We start from the raw sequence: 17375 nt of genomic DNA, 5'->3' as shown, positions 1-17375 counted from the left end.
ATCAAGAGAAAAGCTCACGTAAAGCAAAGCTTTTCTCTTGATTTTTTAGAAAGAGGAACATTTACTGAATATCCCTACCTAATTCTTGAAATGCTGATAAATAAGGAGATAACAGATAAAAGTATAAAGTAAAATAAGGTGAAACCGATAAATCAATAGTTTATGTTACTTATAAACTTGTATCGGCAATTCTCCTTTCAATGCTCCTATGGCATTAAAAGCTAACGACTCCATTTCATTCTCTCCCGGATAAACATAGATGGGAGCCAGGAAAGAGATTCTTTTTTTCAGCCTTGAAACCACATAGTCCGAATAAGCGATTCCTCCTGTCAGGAGGATAGCATCTACTTTCCCGCAAAGTACAGTAGCACTGGCGCCTATCGCTTTTGCAACATTATAAATCATGGCGTCCAGTATTAATTCCGCCTTTTTATCTCCTTCTTCTATCGATTGGATGATGGCAGGCACATCGGTCGTACCTAAATGAGCAGTCAATCCGGCACGTCCGGAAATACGTTTCTTCAATTCGTCTTTGGTATGCTGACCGCTAAAACAAAGGTCGATCAGTTGACCGGCAGGAAGTGTGCCGGCGCGTTCCGGTGAGAAAGGGCCTTCGCCGTCCAACGCATTGTTGGCGTCGATGGCTCTTCCATGGTGATGGACTGCGACAGAAATACCTCCTCCTAAATGGCAGATGATTAAATCCAACTCTTCGTATTGCGTCCCTTGCTCTTTGGCGAAACGCCGCGCGATTGCTTTTTGGTTCAAGGCGTGCCAGATGGTAATTTTCGGCATTAACGGAGAACCTGTAATGCGGGCTATATCTTCCAGTTCATCCACCACTCCCGGATCAGCGATGAAAGCCGGGCAATCGGGTAGGGTGGCGGCCAGTTCGCTGGCAATCAGTCCTCCTAAGTTGCAGGCATGGGTACGCATGGCATGCACTGTATCACGTTTCATGGCATCGTTCACCTCATACACTCCGCCCGGTATCGGTTTCACCAAACCTCCGCGTCCAATGATTGCGTCAAAAGAAAAAGGAATCTTGTTATTCTCCAATTCTTGTAATACCAGATTTTTCCGGAATTCAAACTGATCTATTACCTCGGGAAACGCAGACAGCTCTTCTACGGAATGTTTTATATTGCTGATAAACAATGGAGTCTCGTTTTCGTAAACCGCAATCTTTGTAGAAGTTGAGCCGGGGTTGATAACCAGTATTTTCATGAATGGTGAGTTTTAAATGGTGAATTTAGAATGATAAGTTGGTGACCTGACTGGCCTGTTTTCTGCACTCGCAATCTCCTGACACTTGTAAGCATGCCATCGCAATGCTATAATATTTGGACAAGCCGGAATCGCTACGTGACGGAAGTACTACAGGACAAATAGGACCTTGCAGTAATCCTGCCATTTCTGCCTTTGCAAACAGGGAGACAGATTTGTAGAATGCATTGCCCGATTCGATGTTCGGGAATATCAGTACGTCTGCCTGTCCGTTGATAGGAGATACAATCCCTTTAATATCACCACTTGCCTGTTCGCACGCAGTACGTACATCCAGCGGGCCGTCAATAATCACATTTCCGAATTCTCCCGCTTCGGCAAGCTCTACGATATTCACATAATCTAATGAATGGGGGAACTTGGCACTCACTTTTTCCGTACAGTGAATCAAGGCGACACGCGGCTGCTCGATGCCAAAGTGGCGGCAGGTACAGATAGCATACCAAATCATCTCTATGCGTTGTTGTAGCGTGGGACGCGGAATGACCGCAGCATCCGAGAAGAAAAGCAGTTTATGATAAGTAGGAATTTCCATCACTGCCAAATGCGTGAGGATTTTTCCTTTCGGCAACAACCCTTTTTCTTTGTCGAGTATGGCGTGCAGTAAGTTGTCTGTATTGATAATCCCTTTCATCAAAATATCGGCTCCCCCTTCGCGAACGATACGGACAGCCTCGCGTGCCGCTTCGTCCGAATTTTCGATATGGATAGTTTTTACATATTCGGGATATTGTTTGAGCGTGGGATACTTCTTCAGAATTGTAGAATCTCCAATCATTAGAAATTCTGCAATTCCCTCTTCCAGCGCACGAGAGATGGCATACTCTGTGTTAGGATCGTTGGCGCAGACCACGGCAATTCGTTTTCTATGGTTTAGTTTTTTGAGATGGGCCGTTAGCTGGGCAAAATTTAGAATAGGTTCCATAACGTTAGATTTTTAGCAAATATCAGAAAAATGATTGAAAAAATAACGATTATAACCCGAAAAAATGCATCCGTTATGTAACATTTTGCTATATTTCATTTGTTTTGACTGTTGGATGTGCATGGAACCGTTTTTTCCTGTATTTTTGCAGATGAAAACAAATGCATCCGGGCAGTCTGGTATTTTATCAACGAAAGTCAATTAAATAAGAATATATATGGATATTCAATTTCCTCCCTTTTTGCAGAAAGGTGATAAAGTGGTTATTGTATCACCTTCGAGTAAGATAGACCAACAATTTCTGAAAGGCGCCAAGAAACGGATAGAATCATGGGGCTTGAAAGTGGCTATGGGAAAATATGCCGGAAGTTCATCCGGGAGATATGCCGGAACAATCAGGCAACGGCTGAAAGATTTGCAGGACGCGATGGACGACCCTGAGGTGAAAGCTATTCTGTGTAGTCGCGGAGGGTACGGGGTGGTACATTTGATTGATAAAATTGATTTTACGGCTTTTCATGAACATCCGAAATGGTTACTGGGTTTTAGCGATATAACAGCGTTGCACAATCTGTTTCAGAAAAATGGATATGCTTCCCTACATTCGTTGATGGCCCGTCATCTTACGGTAGAACCGGAAGATGATCTTTGTACGAACTATCTGAAGGATATCTTATTTGGAAATATCCCTTCTTATACGTGTGAGAAGCACAAACTGAATAAGCAGGGGACTGCGCAAGGCGTTTTGCATGGTGGCAATATGGCGGTAGCATACGGTTTGCGGGGAACTCCATACGATATTCCGGCAGAAGGGACGATACTGTTTATTGAAGATGTCAGCGAACGTCCGCATGCCATCGAGCGTATGATGTATAATTTGAAATTGGGAGGCGTACTTGAAAAACTGTCCGGACTGATTATCGGCCAATTTACGGAATATGAAGAAGACTGTTCGTTGGGTAAGGAATTGTATGCAGCTTTGGCGGATTTAGTAAAAGAGTATGATTATCCGGTCTGCTTTAATTTTCCGGTAGGACACGTGACTCATAATCTGCCGCTTATAAACGGCGCAAAAGTGGAACTTGTGGTCGGAAAGAAAAATGTGGAACTGAAGTTTATATGTTAATAAACCATTCCATCTGAACGATGCTGTGATGAAAATAACTAATTTTGAAGCCCTAATAGATGAAAGGACGATGAAAAAGAAAACTATGATAGTATTAATAAGTGCCTTTTTGTTATTATCAGCATTCTCTTGCGGAGGAGGTAATAAGGCAAATAGTACGAGTGAACAAAGCGAAGAGACAGCAGTGAATGTACCTCAATTTGATGCGGATAGTGCTTATTTGTATGTAAAGAATCAGGTAGATTTCGGGCCTCGTGTTCCTAATACAAAAGAACATGTTGCCTGTGGCAATTACCTTGCCGGTCAGTTGGAGGCTTTCGGTGCTCAAGTGACTAATCAATATGCAGATTTGATTGCTTATGACGGAACTCTGTTGAAAGCGAGAAACATTATCGGTTCTTATAAGCCGGAAAGCAAAAAACGAATCGCTCTGTTTGCACACTGGGATACACGTCCATGGGCTGATAACGATCCTGACGAGAAGAATCATAATACTCCGATTTTGGGTGCCAATGATGGTGCCAGTGGTGTAGGGGCTTTATTGGAAATAGCTCGCTTGGTCAATCAGCAACAACCGGAGTTAGGTATCGATATTATTTTGCTGGATGCAGAGGATTATGGTGCGCCGCAGTTCTATACGGGGCAGCATAAAGAGGAATTCTGGTGTCTCGGATCACAGTATTGGGCACGCAATCCTCATGTACAGGGATATAATGCACGTTTTGGCATCCTGCTCGATATGGTGGGCGGTGAAGGTAGCGTGTTTATGAAAGAGGGATATTCTGAAGAATTTGCTCCCGATATAAATAAGAAAGTCTGGAAAGCGGCGAAGAAGATTGGCAACGGGAAGACGTTCATGGATGGTAACGGAGGATTTGTTACCGACGACCATCTGTTCATTAATCGCTTGGCACGTATTAAAACAATCGATATTATTCCATATAATCAGGAGGGTGACTTTACTCCGACATGGCATACCGTCAATGACAATATGGAGCATATAGATAAGAATACGTTGAAAGCAGTAGGCCAGACGGTATTGGAAGTGATCTATAATGAGAAATAACAGGATTAAATAATTATTTATAATGTCAATTAATGAATTACAGGACGAAGTGATTGCAGAATTCAGTGACTTCGACGATTGGATGGACCGCTATCAACTACTTATTGACTTGGGAAATGAGCAGGAACCACTTGAAGAAAAATATAAGACGGAACAAAATCTGATTGAGGGATGCCAAAGTAGGGTGTGGCTTCAAGCGGATGATGTAGATGGTAAAATCGTTTTTAAAGCGGAAAGTGATGCTTTGATAGTCAAAGGAATTATTGCCTTATTGATTAAAGTCCTTTCAGGACATACTCCTGATGAAATCTTGAATACAGATCTTTATTTTATAGACAAGATTGGGCTGAAAGAGCATCTGTCGCCAACGCGTAGCAATGGTTTGCTGTCGATGGTGAAACAAATACGAATGTATGCACTAGCATTCAAAGCAAAAGAGGGGAAGTGAAAAACTTCCCTTTTTTTATGGTTGCTTTCTGGAAGTCAGATTGTTCATGGTCAGTATGGTGCAGATAAGTAGCAGGATTGAACCGACCAGAGCGACGAGATACGGGCTACCGTTAATCAGGTCATCCATATTCTCGGCTTCGGGATATTTAATACTAAGATATACGGATAGCGAGTTATTGAGCACGTGCATGAGTATACACGGTATCAGGCTACCTGTTTTGTAATAAGTCCATGCCAGCAGGATACCGATTAGAAATGCCGGAAGGATCTGGGCCGGATTTATATGAAAGACGCCGAACAGAAGCGCGGAAATCAGAATGGCTTTAGTCGGATTATATTGTTGAAGTAAAGCTCGGGTGATTGCTCCGCGAAACAAGATTTCTTCAAGCACAGGGCCGATGATGGCTATTGCAAGAATACCGCCCCAACCGGATTGGAGAATGTCGAAAGATTGCTCCATGATGTTGGGTATCCAGTCTAGCAGTCCCATAAGTGCAGATACCAGAAAGCCAGCGGTGAGAATAGCCAGCCCGCTACAAATTAGGAATGGCATTGATACAGGCAACCATGTCGCTTTCTTTTTACTGATATAGCCGGCTTTCCATAGATAAATACCCATCATAATCTGACCGGCTAATTGGGCCGGAATCATAATCATTTGCGTCAGAGCAACCTTATCCAAATCTCCTGTGGTGACTAACAAATAGATTGTACAGGGAATCATAATCAGGATAGGGGCGACAATCTGCGCAATGAGAAGGTCTATTAATATCAGTTTGATAGCCGTTTTCATTGGTCTTTAGTTAGTTGTAAAGAAACTATAGATAAACATAGCTAACATCGAAATAGCTATTACCACCAAAGAGATGCTCATAAATGACTTTTGCATAAGAATCTATTTTTAAATTATTATTGTTCGGTTATTGTATTATTTATTTTGTTTCTCTGCTGTTACTGCCTGCCTTGCTGGCAAGAAGAATAGCTTCCGTCTCTTCTGCATCTTTATGGAGTTGCACTATTAACTCGTCGATACTGGAGAATTTCAGTTCGGGACGCGTCCGTTTTACAAAAGTAAGCCGGATGAATTTATCGTATATGTCCGAATGGAAGTGAAGGATATTCACCTCAATGGTCCGGTTAGGGCCATTATCAATCGTCGGGCGGACACCTATGTTCAGCATCCCCATATATGTCTTTTTATCAAATGTCACCCATACGGCATATACACCGTCCGCGGGGATCAGTTTATCAGGATCATCCACACTTAAATTGGCCGTTGGAAAACCAATTTTGCGGCCTACCTGATAGCCGCCTACTACTATTCCGTCCAGGAAGTATTCATATTTCAGGCAATCGGCAGCCAAGTCCACTTCTCCTTGATGAAGAAGTTTGCGGATCAGGGAAGAACTTACCGGAACGTTGGGTACGTTCTCTATTTCTATATTGCTGGTATATGCTTTGGCGCGAATCACTTCTATGCCAATTTCTTTCCCATAGCGTACATAATCCTCGAAGCCCTCGCTGCGGTTGTGCCCGAAACGATGGTCATAGCCGATAACCAGGTATTTTACCTGATAGCGTTCTTTTAACAGCTGTGTCATGAACTCCCGGGCGGTAAGCCGGGAAACTTCCGGGGTGAAATCAAGCATCAGGCAGTAGTCTACCCCGATGTCTGCAAGCAGACTTATTTTTTCTTCCGGGGTAGTCAGAAGTTCCGGACGATAATTCGTGTTCATCACTTTGCGGGGATGAACGGGGAAAGTAACCAATGCAGAGCGTAGACCTTTGGCGGCGGCTATCTCTTTCACTTGCTGAATCAGATAGCGATGTCCTGCATGTACTCCATCAAAAAAACCGATGGTAGCTACACTGGGTTCCGGGTTAATAGCCGATGTGTCACGTATAATCTGCATATCTCTAAAATTATTTGCTGTTGAAAAGATGGCTCCAGTTTTCGCCTGCTTTTGCTGTATAAGTGATAATTCCTAAATTTTGCGCTGCCTTACAGTTCATCTCGGAATCATCGATGAAGAGTGTTTCTTGCGGCTCGATACCGGCATCCTCTATGATTGCCTTGAAGATCTCCGGTTCGGGCTTGGCCATTTTCATTTCAAAAGAGAGATATGTTTTCTCAAAATAGTCTTCCACCCTAAATGTGCGGTAGGGAAACAGATGAATACATGTCCAGTCCCAGTGGATTTGGTTAGTATTGCTCAATAAATAGACGACATATTTCTCACGTAATTTTAATAATAAATCAAGTTTGTGTGTCGGTATGTCTACTAAAAAACTATTCCAGGCTGCATCTATTTGTGTGTCGCTCACTGCTTTGCCTATCATTTTACGAACTCCGTCACGGAATTCGGCGGGTGTAATCAGTCCTTTTTCCTGTTGCATCAGGAGTCCGTTCGGATTATGGATATCCAGTAGGTCCTCCACGTTCCGGAGCCCTAATTTCTGAAAGTTCTCAATGCAACGTTGGCGGTCGAGATTGATAAGTACACCACCCAAATCAATAAGAAGGTTTTTTATTCCTTTACTTTTCATTTCTGTTTTTTTTGTGAATAATACGTTGAACAAGGCGAATAAGTTCTCCAACCCATAACACCGTGGACGAAACGCCTATAATAAGAAGCCAGGTTTGCCAGTTGAGCGGCTCCGTACGGAATACAGCTCCACCGAACTGTACGATCAGGAATTGTCCGGCAAGAATAGCCAATACAATAAGTTCCATACCATACGATTTGGAAAGTCCCTTGAATGCCGAATCGGTAGTGCCGAATACACGGGCATTGAACAGATTCCAGAATTGCAGCATGACAAAGAAGGTGAAGAAAATGGTCAGGTTGTGTATATCCATACCTTCCGTGCTGTGGTCGAAATAATAAATCATTCCGAGCAGTACGATGAGGAAGATGGAGCCTACACCTAATATATTAGACTGCATTGCCTTACTGATAATAAAATCAGTGCTTCGACGGGGTTTCTCAAGCATCACGGTTTCGCTGGGCGGAATGGAAGCAAGTGCCAAAGCGGCAAAAGTGTCCATAATCAGGTTCACCCATAACATTTGTGTTACAGTCAGCGGAAGTTCCGTACCGATCACAGAACCTAACAAGACAATGAGCAGTGCTACGAAGTTGATCGTCAGCTGGAAAACAATGAAACGCTGGATATTCTTATACAGGGAGCGTCCCCACATAACGGCAGTTCCGATACTGTTGAAGGAGTCGTCGAGCAGGGTAATATCGCTGGCCTCTTTGGCTACAGAAGTACCTGTACCCATTGATAAACCTACTTGGGCATGATTCAAAGCCGGAGCGTCGTTGGTTCCGTCTCCGGTTACGGCTACGACTGCTCCTTTTTGCTGAAGCAGCTGTACCAGACGTTGCTTGTCAGTCGGGCGGGCGCGGGACATGATTTTTAAATCCATCACTCTATCCAATGCTTCTTCATCGCTCAATTCAGCAAATGCAACACCAGTGATTCGATTTCGTTCGGTATCTGTTTCGGGGTTCCAAAGACCTATCTGACGTGCGATTTCCGTTGCAGTTCCCGGAGTATCACCGGTCACGATCTTGATGCCGATACCTGCGGACTGGCATTTAGCAACCGCAGCAGGTACGTCCGGACGAATCGGGTCGGAGATGGCAACTACTCCCAAGAAATTCAGGTCGTTGGCTGAAACCAGTTCCGTACAATCGTTTGGCTCATTTTCTCCGACAATCTTGAATGCAAATCCAAGTGTGCGCATAGCCATATTCTGATAGCCCAACAGTTGTGCTTCTACTGTGGAACGATATTCTACGGCGTCCACTCGTCGTCCGTCCAAGACAACTTCTTTACACTTGCCCAAAACAATTTCCGGGGCTCCTTTTATATAGAGTATTTTTTTCCCGATCAGTGGCGAGTCAACAAGGGTTGCCATGAATTTCCGTTCGGTAGAGAAAGTGAGTTGGTCGAGGATCTGTGCTTTCTCGCGAAGTTCCAGATAATTTTTTCCCTGCTTGTTAAGCCAGAGTAATAAAGCTACTTCGGTGGGATTTCCTACTCCTTTCGGCTTCTCACCGGTCGTTGACTCTTCGAGGAAAGCGGTTGAGTTAGCGCTGATTCCTTCTGCAATGAGTGTGCTGATATCATCGTCGGACAAAACACTGCCATTTTTGATGCCGTAAAAATTAGGCTCGTGCACTTGCATGAGGTTTTGAGTCAGTGTACCGGTTTTATCCGTACAAATCACGGTGATGGCTCCCATTGTTTCGCAAGCGTGCATTTTCCGCACCAGGTTGTTGGTAGAAAGCATGCGGCGCATATTCAATGCCAGACTAAGCGTAACACTCATTGGCAATCCTTCGGGCACAGCTACCACAATCAGCGTAACTGCCATCATAAAATATTTCAGTGTCCGTTCGAAAACAGGAAGCCACTCGTGCCATCCGTTCAGTGAACCGAAATCAAAGAATAACAATACGTCTTTGACAAAGAAAATAAGGAAAGCGAGACCGGCAACGGTAAAACCAATCTTTCCGATGAGGTTTGCGAGTTTGGTCAATTGTATGTTCAGCGGAGTAGGTTCGAGATTGTCTTCCGTGCTTTGTCGGGCTACTTTCCCGATTTCAGTAGCATCTCCCACATGCAGCACGCGCATGGTGCCATGACCGTCCACCACTGTCGTTCCACGCATCACCAGATTGGAAGCATAAGTTGCCTCTTCATCAAAGTCAGCTTCTACAGTTGTTTTATTAATAACGGGTTCGCCTGTCAGATTAGATTCGTTTACTTGCAAAGAGATGGCTTCCAGCAGTTCTCCGTCGGCAGGAATTTCTTCACCGGTTTCCAGAATTACAATATCACCTACCACTATGTCTTTGCGGGGAATTTCTTGTACACGTCCGTTTCGGATCACTTTTACTAATGTTTCTTCATTGACTGCATTCAGCAGATCAAACTTTTTGCTGGCATCATACTCGAAAAAGAAACCGATTCCGGTGGCCAGTAAGATAGCTGCTATAATTCCGATTGTTTCAGCGTATTCGTTCTCGATGATGGAAATGATTAACGAGAAAACGGCTGCTACTAACAGTACGCGTACAACCGGGTCTTCAAATTTTTCCAGATAAAGTTTCCAGAGGGAAGGACGCTTGGGAGGTGTTAACAGGTTAATACCATTTTTCTCCCTGCTTTGTAGGACTTCGTCATCCGTAAGTCCTAAATGATAATAGTCATTTTTATTTGTACTCATGCAGATACATGCGTTTAGTTTGAACCGCAAAAATACAACATAAAATTGTGATAAATTGTTTAATTAAAACTTTTTATGAAGTCGAATTTGTTATCGTGGTTTACCACATGTGCGATAAGGAATTGTAAACCAGAATGTAGAACCTTCACCTTCTACGGAATCTGCACCGATCTGACCGCCTAGTTTGGCGACAATGGTTTGAGAAATAGAAAGTCCCAGGCCGGCTCCTTTCTTATCTTTGTTCAGTTTCACAAAGCGCTCGAAGACATCCGGTAGTTTTTCTGCCGGAATTCCGGCTCCGGTATCTTTTACATAAAAGTAAAGTTCAGTATCTCTTGCCTCATATCCGATGCGGATACTACCTTCATGGGTGAATTTAATGGCATTACCGGCAAAGTTGGAAAGCACCTGTGCCACCCGGTTGCGATCCGTTTGGATCATGCATGATGAACGAGACGGTTCTGCTATAATTTGTATATTTTCTCCGGCTTCATTGACTCTCATCTGGAAAAGTTGTTGTAAATCTGAAAGCAATAGATTGACGTCCACCGTTGTCTGTACAAATTCCAAGGTTCCGGCTTCGATTTTAGACATATCCAGAATGTCGTTGACCAACTGCATCAGAAGATCAGCATTCATTTTTATGATTTCCTGGTATTGAGCCTTCTCCTCTTCGGTACTTGCGCTGCCTAACACTTCTGCAAATCCGGTAATAGCGTTGAGAGGAGTACGGATCTCATGGCTCATATTAGCTAAAAAGGCAGATTTTGAAATATCCGCTTTTTCAGCTTTTTCTTTGGCTAGTCTCAATTCATTTTCGGCCTGTTTCCGTCGGGTGACGTCATGTACGGTGATAACCATATTCTCTTCTTCATTGAGAAGGAAGTAGGAGCCGGATATTACTGCGTCACATTCCACAGTCGTATTATCCGATGTGACTACGGATAAAGTTGCTTCGAGATCCGTGAAGTTCCGTCTCTGTTCGAAGGCCTGACGTATGGCAGTACGTATCGGACAGGAACCGCAGAAGCTATGTGTGCCGCAGCCTCCTTCGGCAGCCAATGCGTTACGGCATTGCAGCAGGTCGCCCACTCTTTTTTCTTCTGTTCCTTTTCTGGTTCCGGTTTTTTGGTAATAGTTGGTCTTCAGTACTTTAAAATCGTTATCTATTAGCAGAATAAAAGCATGTACATTCTTTAAAACGGCACCGGCGATATGGCTGGTACGTTCCAACTTTCTGGATTCACGGAACAATCGTTGTTGCATCCGTAGGCATTTCCTGCGTTCCCATAAAAAACTGATTAGTAGGACTGCGCATAAAACTATTAAAGTTGACAATAGTGCTATAAGCATAGTATAATATTGTTGTTTTAGCTTGATAATATGACTACAAAGATAGCTTTTTTCTTTAGTTTGGAAAATAGTGTTGAACAAATATCCAGCTATTTGTGTTATATTATTCAGAAAACCATTTAAAAATACGAACGTTATGAAAAAGTACATTTGCACGGTCTGTGAATATATTTACGACCCCGAACAAGGAGATCCGGAAAGCGGAATTGAACCAGGAACAGCCTTTGAAGACATTCCAGATGATTGGACTTGTCCGTTATGCGGAGTCGGCAAAGAAGATTTTGAACCGTACGAAGGATAAAACCAAGAGAGAGAGAATTATTTAAGAGGAGAATGGCCGGGTGTATAGATATATGCCCGGTCTTTTTTGTTTTTCTGGAGGATGATTTAAATTAAAAAGGAGAATCAGTAATGCTATGATAGACTGATTCTCCTTTTTTAGGATTCAATTTTGCTCTATCAAGAAGCTTTTTTCTCTTTTACATCACTACTAGCTTCTACTACATTCACCACATAGTCACCTAGCTTTTCACATTCGGCAATAATATCCATGTAATAAACCCCCATCTGATAATCATATTCTTTGTTGTTTACGTCCAGAATGTTCTGATTCTTCAGTTGGTTACGGTAGTTATTAATTTCATTCTCGATGTTGAAGGACTTGTTGATATCGATGCTCTGATGTTCCGGCTTTTCTACTACCACAATCATTTGAGCAAGTGCATCGTTCGTCAGTTTCATCATGAAATGAATATGCTCATATTGTTTCTCGGTAAAATCTTGGTTGGTCTGACGTTTCCGGTTGATGGTACGTGCCAGGTTATAACAGCTGTCGCCGATACTTTCAATTTCCGTCACTTCACGCAACATGGCACGTATCTGTAGTTTACTTTCAGAGCTTAACCGACCTTCAGATACTTGATTCAGGTAGTTGGCTATTTCAAGTTCCATGTTGTCGCTGATATTCTCATACTTCTCGATCCGGCTGAACAGCTTGTTGAAATCGTCATCCTTTTCTGTGTGTAGCAAATCCTGCACCATGCCGAACATCCGGTGTGTACGTTCTGCAAAAAGATGGATTTCTTTGCGTGCCTGAAGGATAGAGAGTTCTGCGGTAGAAAGCATACCACCGGTGATAAACCGCAAACGGGGCTCTTCGTCCTCTTCTTTGGGGTGGATAAGAGCACATACGGTACGTTCAATCAGTTTAACCGCCCATATCAGAATACATACATTACAGATATTGAAAATCGAGTGGAAAGCCGATAACTTGTAGGAGATGGCAACTTCCGGATTGTTACTTTGGAAAAAGGTATCTACTACCCAGTTTACCAGTTCCATGAAAGGATGGAAGACAATCAAGACCCAGATAACGCCGAACACGTTAAAAACAAAATGAGCCAATGCTGCCCGCTTAGCCTGTGTATTGGCTGTAAGTGCGGCAAGATTGGCCGTGATAGTGGTTCCGATGTTTTCTCCCAAAACAAGTGCTGCTCCCAGTTCCAGACTGATCCATCCGTTGGCGCACATAATCAATGTAATTGCCATGGTGGCGGCGGAGGCCTGTACAATCATCGTCAATATAGTACCGATGAGTAAGAACAGAATGATGGAGAAGAATCCCATGTCCGTGTAGTTCTGTACGAAGGCAAGCATTTCCGGGTTGGCGTTCAGGTCGGGCGCGTTTGCTTTCAGATAAGAAAGCCCCATGAAAAGGAAAGAAAAACCGAAAATGAATTCACCGATGGACTTGCGGTTGCTTTTGCCGGAGAAGATGAGCGGGAGGGCGATGGCTAAGAGCGGAAGAGCGAAGGCAGCCATATCAACCTTAAATCCGAAAATTGAAATGATCCAGGCAGTCACGGTAGTACCGATATTAGCACCCATAATAACGCTGATGGATTCGGCAAGTGTGAGCAATCCGGCGTTTACGAAACTTACGACCATCACTGTCGTTGCTGAAGAAGACTGGATAAGAGCTGTTATCAACACTCCTGTTAAAACTCCCGTTACCCGATTGGTAGTCATTGCCGTTAGAATACTTCGCAATCTGTCACCCGCGACCTTTTGTAAGCCCTCGCTCATAATCTTCATTCCGTAAAGGAAGAGTCCTAATGAGCCTATGAGCTTTAAAAAATCATAAAAAGAATATTCCATCTATAATATTTTTAATGGTTATTTGTTCTCTATCTGATTATAAGTATATTAGTCCCAAATTATTCACCTTTTAACGAACTCGATGAAACAGATGTTACAAATATGTTGCAAAAATAACAATATTTCCAAAGAATTCCCTATCGGAAGCTCACTTTTGGATATTTATTACGGTTTTAATCTTAATTTTCCTTATCAAGTAGTAAGTGCCAAGGTCAATAATCGCTCCGAGGGACTGAACTTCAGAGTTTATAATAATAAGGATGTAGAGTTTTTGGATGTGAGAGATCAGTCCGGTATGCGTACGTATGTCCGTTCGCTTTGTTTTGTCTTGTTTAAGGCTGTCACGGAACTGTTTCCCGACGGAAAATTGTTTGTAGAACATCCTGTTTCAAAAGGCTATTTCTGCAATTTACGGATTGGCCGTCCCATCGAACTGGAAGATGTGACACGCATCAAGCAACGGATGCAGGAGATTATCGCGGAGAATATTTCCTATCATCGCATCGAATGTCATACGGCTGAAGCTGTGCGTGTTTTCAGCGAACGGGGAATGAATGATAAAGTGAGATTACTGGAAACTTCCGGTTCGCTCTATACCTATTATTATACATTGGGTGATACCATTGATTATTATTATGGGAATCTGCTACCCAGTACCGGATATCTTAAATTATTCGATATCGTGAAATATTACGATGGATTGCTCCTTCGGATTCCGAGTCGGGAAAACCCGAATGTGCTTGAAGATGTAGTGAAGCAGGAAAAAATGCTGGATGTCTTTAAAGAATATCTGAACTGGAGTTATATCATGGGGCTTAACAATGCCGGGGATTTTAATCTGGCCTGTGAAGAGGGACATGCAACCGATCTGATAAATGTTGCAGAAGCACTGCAGGAGAAGAAAATAGCCCAGATAGCCGATACCATATTCCATCGTGGTGAAAACGGTAACCGGGTAAAACTGGTATTGATTGCCGGACCATCCTCTTCGGGAAAGACAACTTTCAGCAAACGGCTTTCTATCCAGCTAATGACCAATGGACTGAAACCATTCCCGATCTCTTTAGATAATTACTTTGTGGATCGTGAAGAGACTCCTCTGGATGAAAACGGAAATTATGATTATGAATCACTGTATGCACTTGATTTGGAACTGTTCAATCAACAGTTGCAGGCACTCCTTCGCGGTGAAGAGGTCGAACTGCCTCGTTTTAATTTCTCTCTTGGCAAGAAGGAGTATAAAGGCGATAAACTGAAAATAGAAGATAATACGATTCTGATTCTGGAAGGTATTCATGCCCTGAACCCGGAACTGACACCGCATATACCGGCTGAACGGAAATTCAAGATTTATGTTTCGGCATTGACCACCATCTCTTTGGATGACCATAACTGGATTCCGACAACTGATAACCGTCTGTTGCGGCGTATTATCCGTGACTTCAATTATCGGGGATATTCGGCTCGTGAAACGATATCACGCTGGCCGAGTGTACGTGCCGGTGAAGATAAATGGATTTTTCCCTATCAGGAGAATGCCGACGTAATGTTTAATTCAGCGTTGCTTTTTGAGTTTGCAGTACTCCGTTTGCATGCCGAACCTATTCTGATGGGTGTCCCGCGCAACTGTCCTGAATATTGCGAAGCATACCGATTACTTAAGTTTATCAAATATTTTGTTCCTGTACAGGATAAGGAGATTCCGCCTACGTCCTTACTGCGCGAATTTTTGGGAGGTAGTAGCTTTAAATATTAAGTAGAAAAATTAGGATATATTCGTTATTTGTACTTTCTTTGCAAAAAATATGAATTACCTTTTGTTGTAGTAAGGCAAGAGAACACAAAATAAACAATATTTGAATAGGATTCTTTAGGGGAGAATACTGTATAATGACTGTTATACTAAACTATAATATTGAACCTTTGGTTACTTTTGCTGTTATAAAAGGACTACATGCAACAAAAAAAATGTGAATATGATTTTTTATAATAGTCTTTTAGCAAAGTGGTTCTTGGGAAAAGGAAAGAAACACTATTTTATGTTAGGCTGGTTTTTCTTTACCCGGTATAAATATCTGGAAGTTTGGGAAGATATGGAGTTACGGATACATGCAAAGCAATATTGGGAATGCTTTTCTCTGACTCTGATACCAGCGTTGATTTTGTCATTACTGTTTTCATGGTGGTGTATGATACTACCATTCATAACTTATGACCTCCTTTATTGGTTTGAAAAGATCATCTACCACCATTCAATATTTAATTGGGAGGCGATAAAGCATAGCGGCGATACGCTTTATCTCCGAAAGAGAAAAGCGTATGCCTGGAAGAAAGGTTACGGGAAAAAAGAGTTGCCCGTATCCAGATGGAATGATTGATTCTTTATTTCAAATGCTTCTTTATCCAAAGCAGATGTCCATACTCCGTATCGTTGGAGGTCCAATGCTCATTAATAGGAGTAATCAGGGCTTCTTTCGGACAGTTTAGTACATTGTATACTATATAGCTGGTAGTCGGAGGACATACATCGTCATTGAATCCCCATGTTATATAGGTGTCTGCTTTTATCAATTTAGCAAAGTTCACTACATCATAATAGGCCATTGTCTTTATTTTTTCGGGGGTATCCATATCCACCGAATTTCTAAAGAAATGAGGATAGCCACCGGCACGTCCGGCTTTATAGCCTGCCATATCGCTTAATGCAGGATGATTGGCGACACAAACTGTCACCCGTTCATCCAGTCCGGCAGCGATTAATGCCAGGGCGCCTCCCTGACTACCTCCTTGTGCGATTACATTTTTGCCATCCCATTCCGGCAGGGAAGTCAGAAAGTCGATACCGCGTACACAGGCCAGATATACCCGTTTCATATAATAATTATCACGACTGTCGAGCCCGTTGGTCAGATAGCCGTTTTCTCTGCCATTGAAAGCGTTGCTGATTTCTTTAAATTCTTCATCAGTCATTTCCGGATTCAGGCCGTGTATCTCGAATTCAAAACGGATGCATCCTTGCTCCGCATAATATTTATGGCGTAGAGGTTCTTTGATAGTTTTGATGCCTGCTCCCGGAGGGCACAAGACAACCGGAAACTTTCCTTCTTTTTTCGGATAGAATAAATATCCGTAGACGCATTGCCCACGTTTGTTCAGTTGCAATTTTACGAGATAACAGTCTATTTTATCAGTGGAATATTTTTCGACATGTTCTTTGGTATACGTTAGGGGAAATTCCTTTTGTTCCGCTTTTGCCTTTTCCCAAAATTCCTTGAAATCGGAAGGCATGGTGGTATACGGACGAAGTTTTTCCGGTGAAAATCCTACTTTGATATGATGTGAATAGGTCTTTCCATCTACGGTTGCTTTCAGGCGACAGTCGCGGAATCCCGGCTCTTTCATTGTGCCCACAGGAATCACTCCCCTGCCATTCTTTAAAGTTACACTTCCTTTGGTATCGGCAACAGGCATCATATCACCACCTATTTCATAAGTGACGGTTACGTTATCTCTGGGGATACCGTATTTATAGAGTTGTACCTCCACAGTTGCTTTTTCTCCCGTTTTATAAAGCCAGTCGGCATGATTGGGTACGGTGACCCAAAGCACATCGCTTTTATAAGGATAGTTTTCAGCTACGGCGGATAGCAAGGTAAGTGACAATAGCCATACAGATAAAAGTAGTCTCTTCATGGTGTTATTCATTGTTTTTATATCATTAAAAAGTGAGTTGTTTTAATTCTGTTGCAATATTACGCAAGATTTGGGA

15 protein-coding genes are annotated in these 17375 nt (G+C 42.7%); 6 read left to right on the top strand and 9 right to left on the bottom strand.

The window, feature by feature from the left end:
• Positions 1-165 precede the first annotated feature (165 nt).
• A complete protein-coding gene (gene buk / locus LPH68_RS08960; protein WP_008018575.1) occupies positions 166-1227 on the bottom strand; it encodes a butyrate kinase in 1062 nt (353 codons plus the stop codon).
• A 25-nt stretch (positions 1228-1252) separates the two neighbouring features.
• Positions 1253-2212: a phosphate acyltransferase gene (locus tag LPH68_RS08955; protein WP_044135615.1), complete on the bottom strand. Its 960-nt coding sequence runs from the start codon at positions 2210-2212 to the stop codon at positions 1253-1255.
• A 217-nt stretch (positions 2213-2429) separates the two neighbouring features.
• Between LPH68_RS08955 and LPH68_RS08950 the strand changes: the two genes are divergently transcribed.
• The 3 genes from LPH68_RS08950 to LPH68_RS08940 all read left to right on the top strand — a co-directional run bounded on the left by LPH68_RS08950 (position 2430) and on the right by LPH68_RS08940 (position 4852).
• Positions 2430-3338: an LD-carboxypeptidase gene (locus tag LPH68_RS08950; protein WP_004316651.1), complete on the top strand. Its 909-nt coding sequence runs from the start codon at positions 2430-2432 to the stop codon at positions 3336-3338.
• Positions 3339-3408: 70 nt separating this feature from the next.
• Entirely contained in the window at positions 3409-4404 is a 996-nt protein-coding gene (locus LPH68_RS08945; RefSeq protein ID WP_117810774.1) for a M28 family peptidase, read from the top strand.
• Positions 4405-4426: 22 nt separating this feature from the next.
• A complete protein-coding gene (locus tag LPH68_RS08940) occupies positions 4427-4852 on the top strand; it encodes a SufE family protein (RefSeq protein WP_004316653.1) in 426 nt (141 codons plus the stop codon).
• 15 nt (positions 4853-4867) lie between these two features.
• Here the strand turns inward: LPH68_RS08940 and LPH68_RS08935 are convergent, their stop codons facing one another.
• From LPH68_RS08935 to LPH68_RS08915, 5 genes are all read right to left on the bottom strand, one after another.
• A complete protein-coding gene (locus LPH68_RS08935) occupies positions 4868-5647 on the bottom strand; it encodes a CPBP family intramembrane glutamic endopeptidase (protein ID WP_151923760.1) in 780 nt (259 codons plus the stop codon).
• 139 nt (positions 5648-5786) lie between these two features.
• Positions 5787-6767: a bifunctional riboflavin kinase/FAD synthetase gene (locus tag LPH68_RS08930; RefSeq protein WP_008026172.1), complete on the bottom strand. Its 981-nt coding sequence runs from the start codon at positions 6765-6767 to the stop codon at positions 5787-5789.
• A 10-nt stretch (positions 6768-6777) separates the two neighbouring features.
• Positions 6778-7401 (bottom strand): HAD family phosphatase, encoded by a 624-nt coding sequence (locus LPH68_RS08925; RefSeq protein ID WP_117684711.1) that lies wholly within the window; start codon positions 7399-7401, stop codon positions 6778-6780.
• The gene (locus LPH68_RS08920; RefSeq protein WP_151923761.1) at positions 7391-10096 is read right to left on the bottom strand and encodes a calcium-translocating P-type ATPase, PMCA-type; all 2706 of its coding nucleotides are present in this window, start codon (positions 10094-10096) and stop codon (positions 7391-7393) included. The genes LPH68_RS08925 and LPH68_RS08920 overlap by 11 nt, the downstream gene beginning before the upstream one ends.
• A gap of 90 nt (positions 10097-10186) precedes the next feature.
• Positions 10187-11362, bottom strand: coding sequence for a HAMP domain-containing sensor histidine kinase (locus LPH68_RS08915; protein WP_117684708.1), 1176 nt, complete (start codon positions 11360-11362; stop codon positions 10187-10189).
• 223 nt (positions 11363-11585) lie between these two features.
• Here LPH68_RS08915 and rd point away from each other — a divergent pair, with 223 nt between their 5' ends.
• Complete coding sequence (rd, locus tag LPH68_RS08910; RefSeq protein ID WP_004306971.1) at positions 11586-11750, top strand: rubredoxin; 165 nt, start codon at positions 11586-11588, stop codon at positions 11748-11750.
• A 158-nt stretch (positions 11751-11908) separates the two neighbouring features.
• On the opposite strand, the gene LPH68_RS08905 is transcribed toward rd, so the two are convergent.
• Positions 11909-13606: a Na/Pi cotransporter family protein gene (locus tag LPH68_RS08905; RefSeq protein WP_009040175.1), complete on the bottom strand. Its 1698-nt coding sequence runs from the start codon at positions 13604-13606 to the stop codon at positions 11909-11911.
• A gap of 82 nt (positions 13607-13688) precedes the next feature.
• Between LPH68_RS08905 and LPH68_RS08900 the strand changes: the two genes are divergently transcribed.
• Positions 13689-15362 carry a nucleoside kinase gene (locus LPH68_RS08900; RefSeq protein ID WP_008016291.1) on the top strand — a complete coding sequence of 558 codons (1674 nt, stop codon included), beginning with the start codon at positions 13689-13691 and terminating at the stop codon, positions 15360-15362.
• Between the two features lie 220 nt (positions 15363-15582).
• Positions 15583-15984: a hypothetical protein gene (locus LPH68_RS08895; protein ID WP_008026182.1), complete on the top strand. Its 402-nt coding sequence runs from the start codon at positions 15583-15585 to the stop codon at positions 15982-15984.
• A gap of 4 nt (positions 15985-15988) precedes the next feature.
• Here LPH68_RS08895 and LPH68_RS08890 read toward each other — a convergent pair whose 3' ends face one another.
• Positions 15989-17299: an acetylxylan esterase gene (locus LPH68_RS08890; RefSeq protein WP_151923762.1), complete on the bottom strand. Its 1311-nt coding sequence runs from the start codon at positions 17297-17299 to the stop codon at positions 15989-15991.
• Positions 17300-17375: the final 76 nt, after the last annotated feature.

The sequence above is a fragment of the Bacteroides sp. 1_1_30 genome (genome assembly GCF_020982715.1).
GTDB classification, from domain to species: domain Bacteria; phylum Bacteroidota; class Bacteroidia; order Bacteroidales; family Bacteroidaceae; genus Bacteroides; species Bacteroides xylanisolvens.
This window is presented reverse-complemented; position numbering and strand designations above follow the sequence as displayed.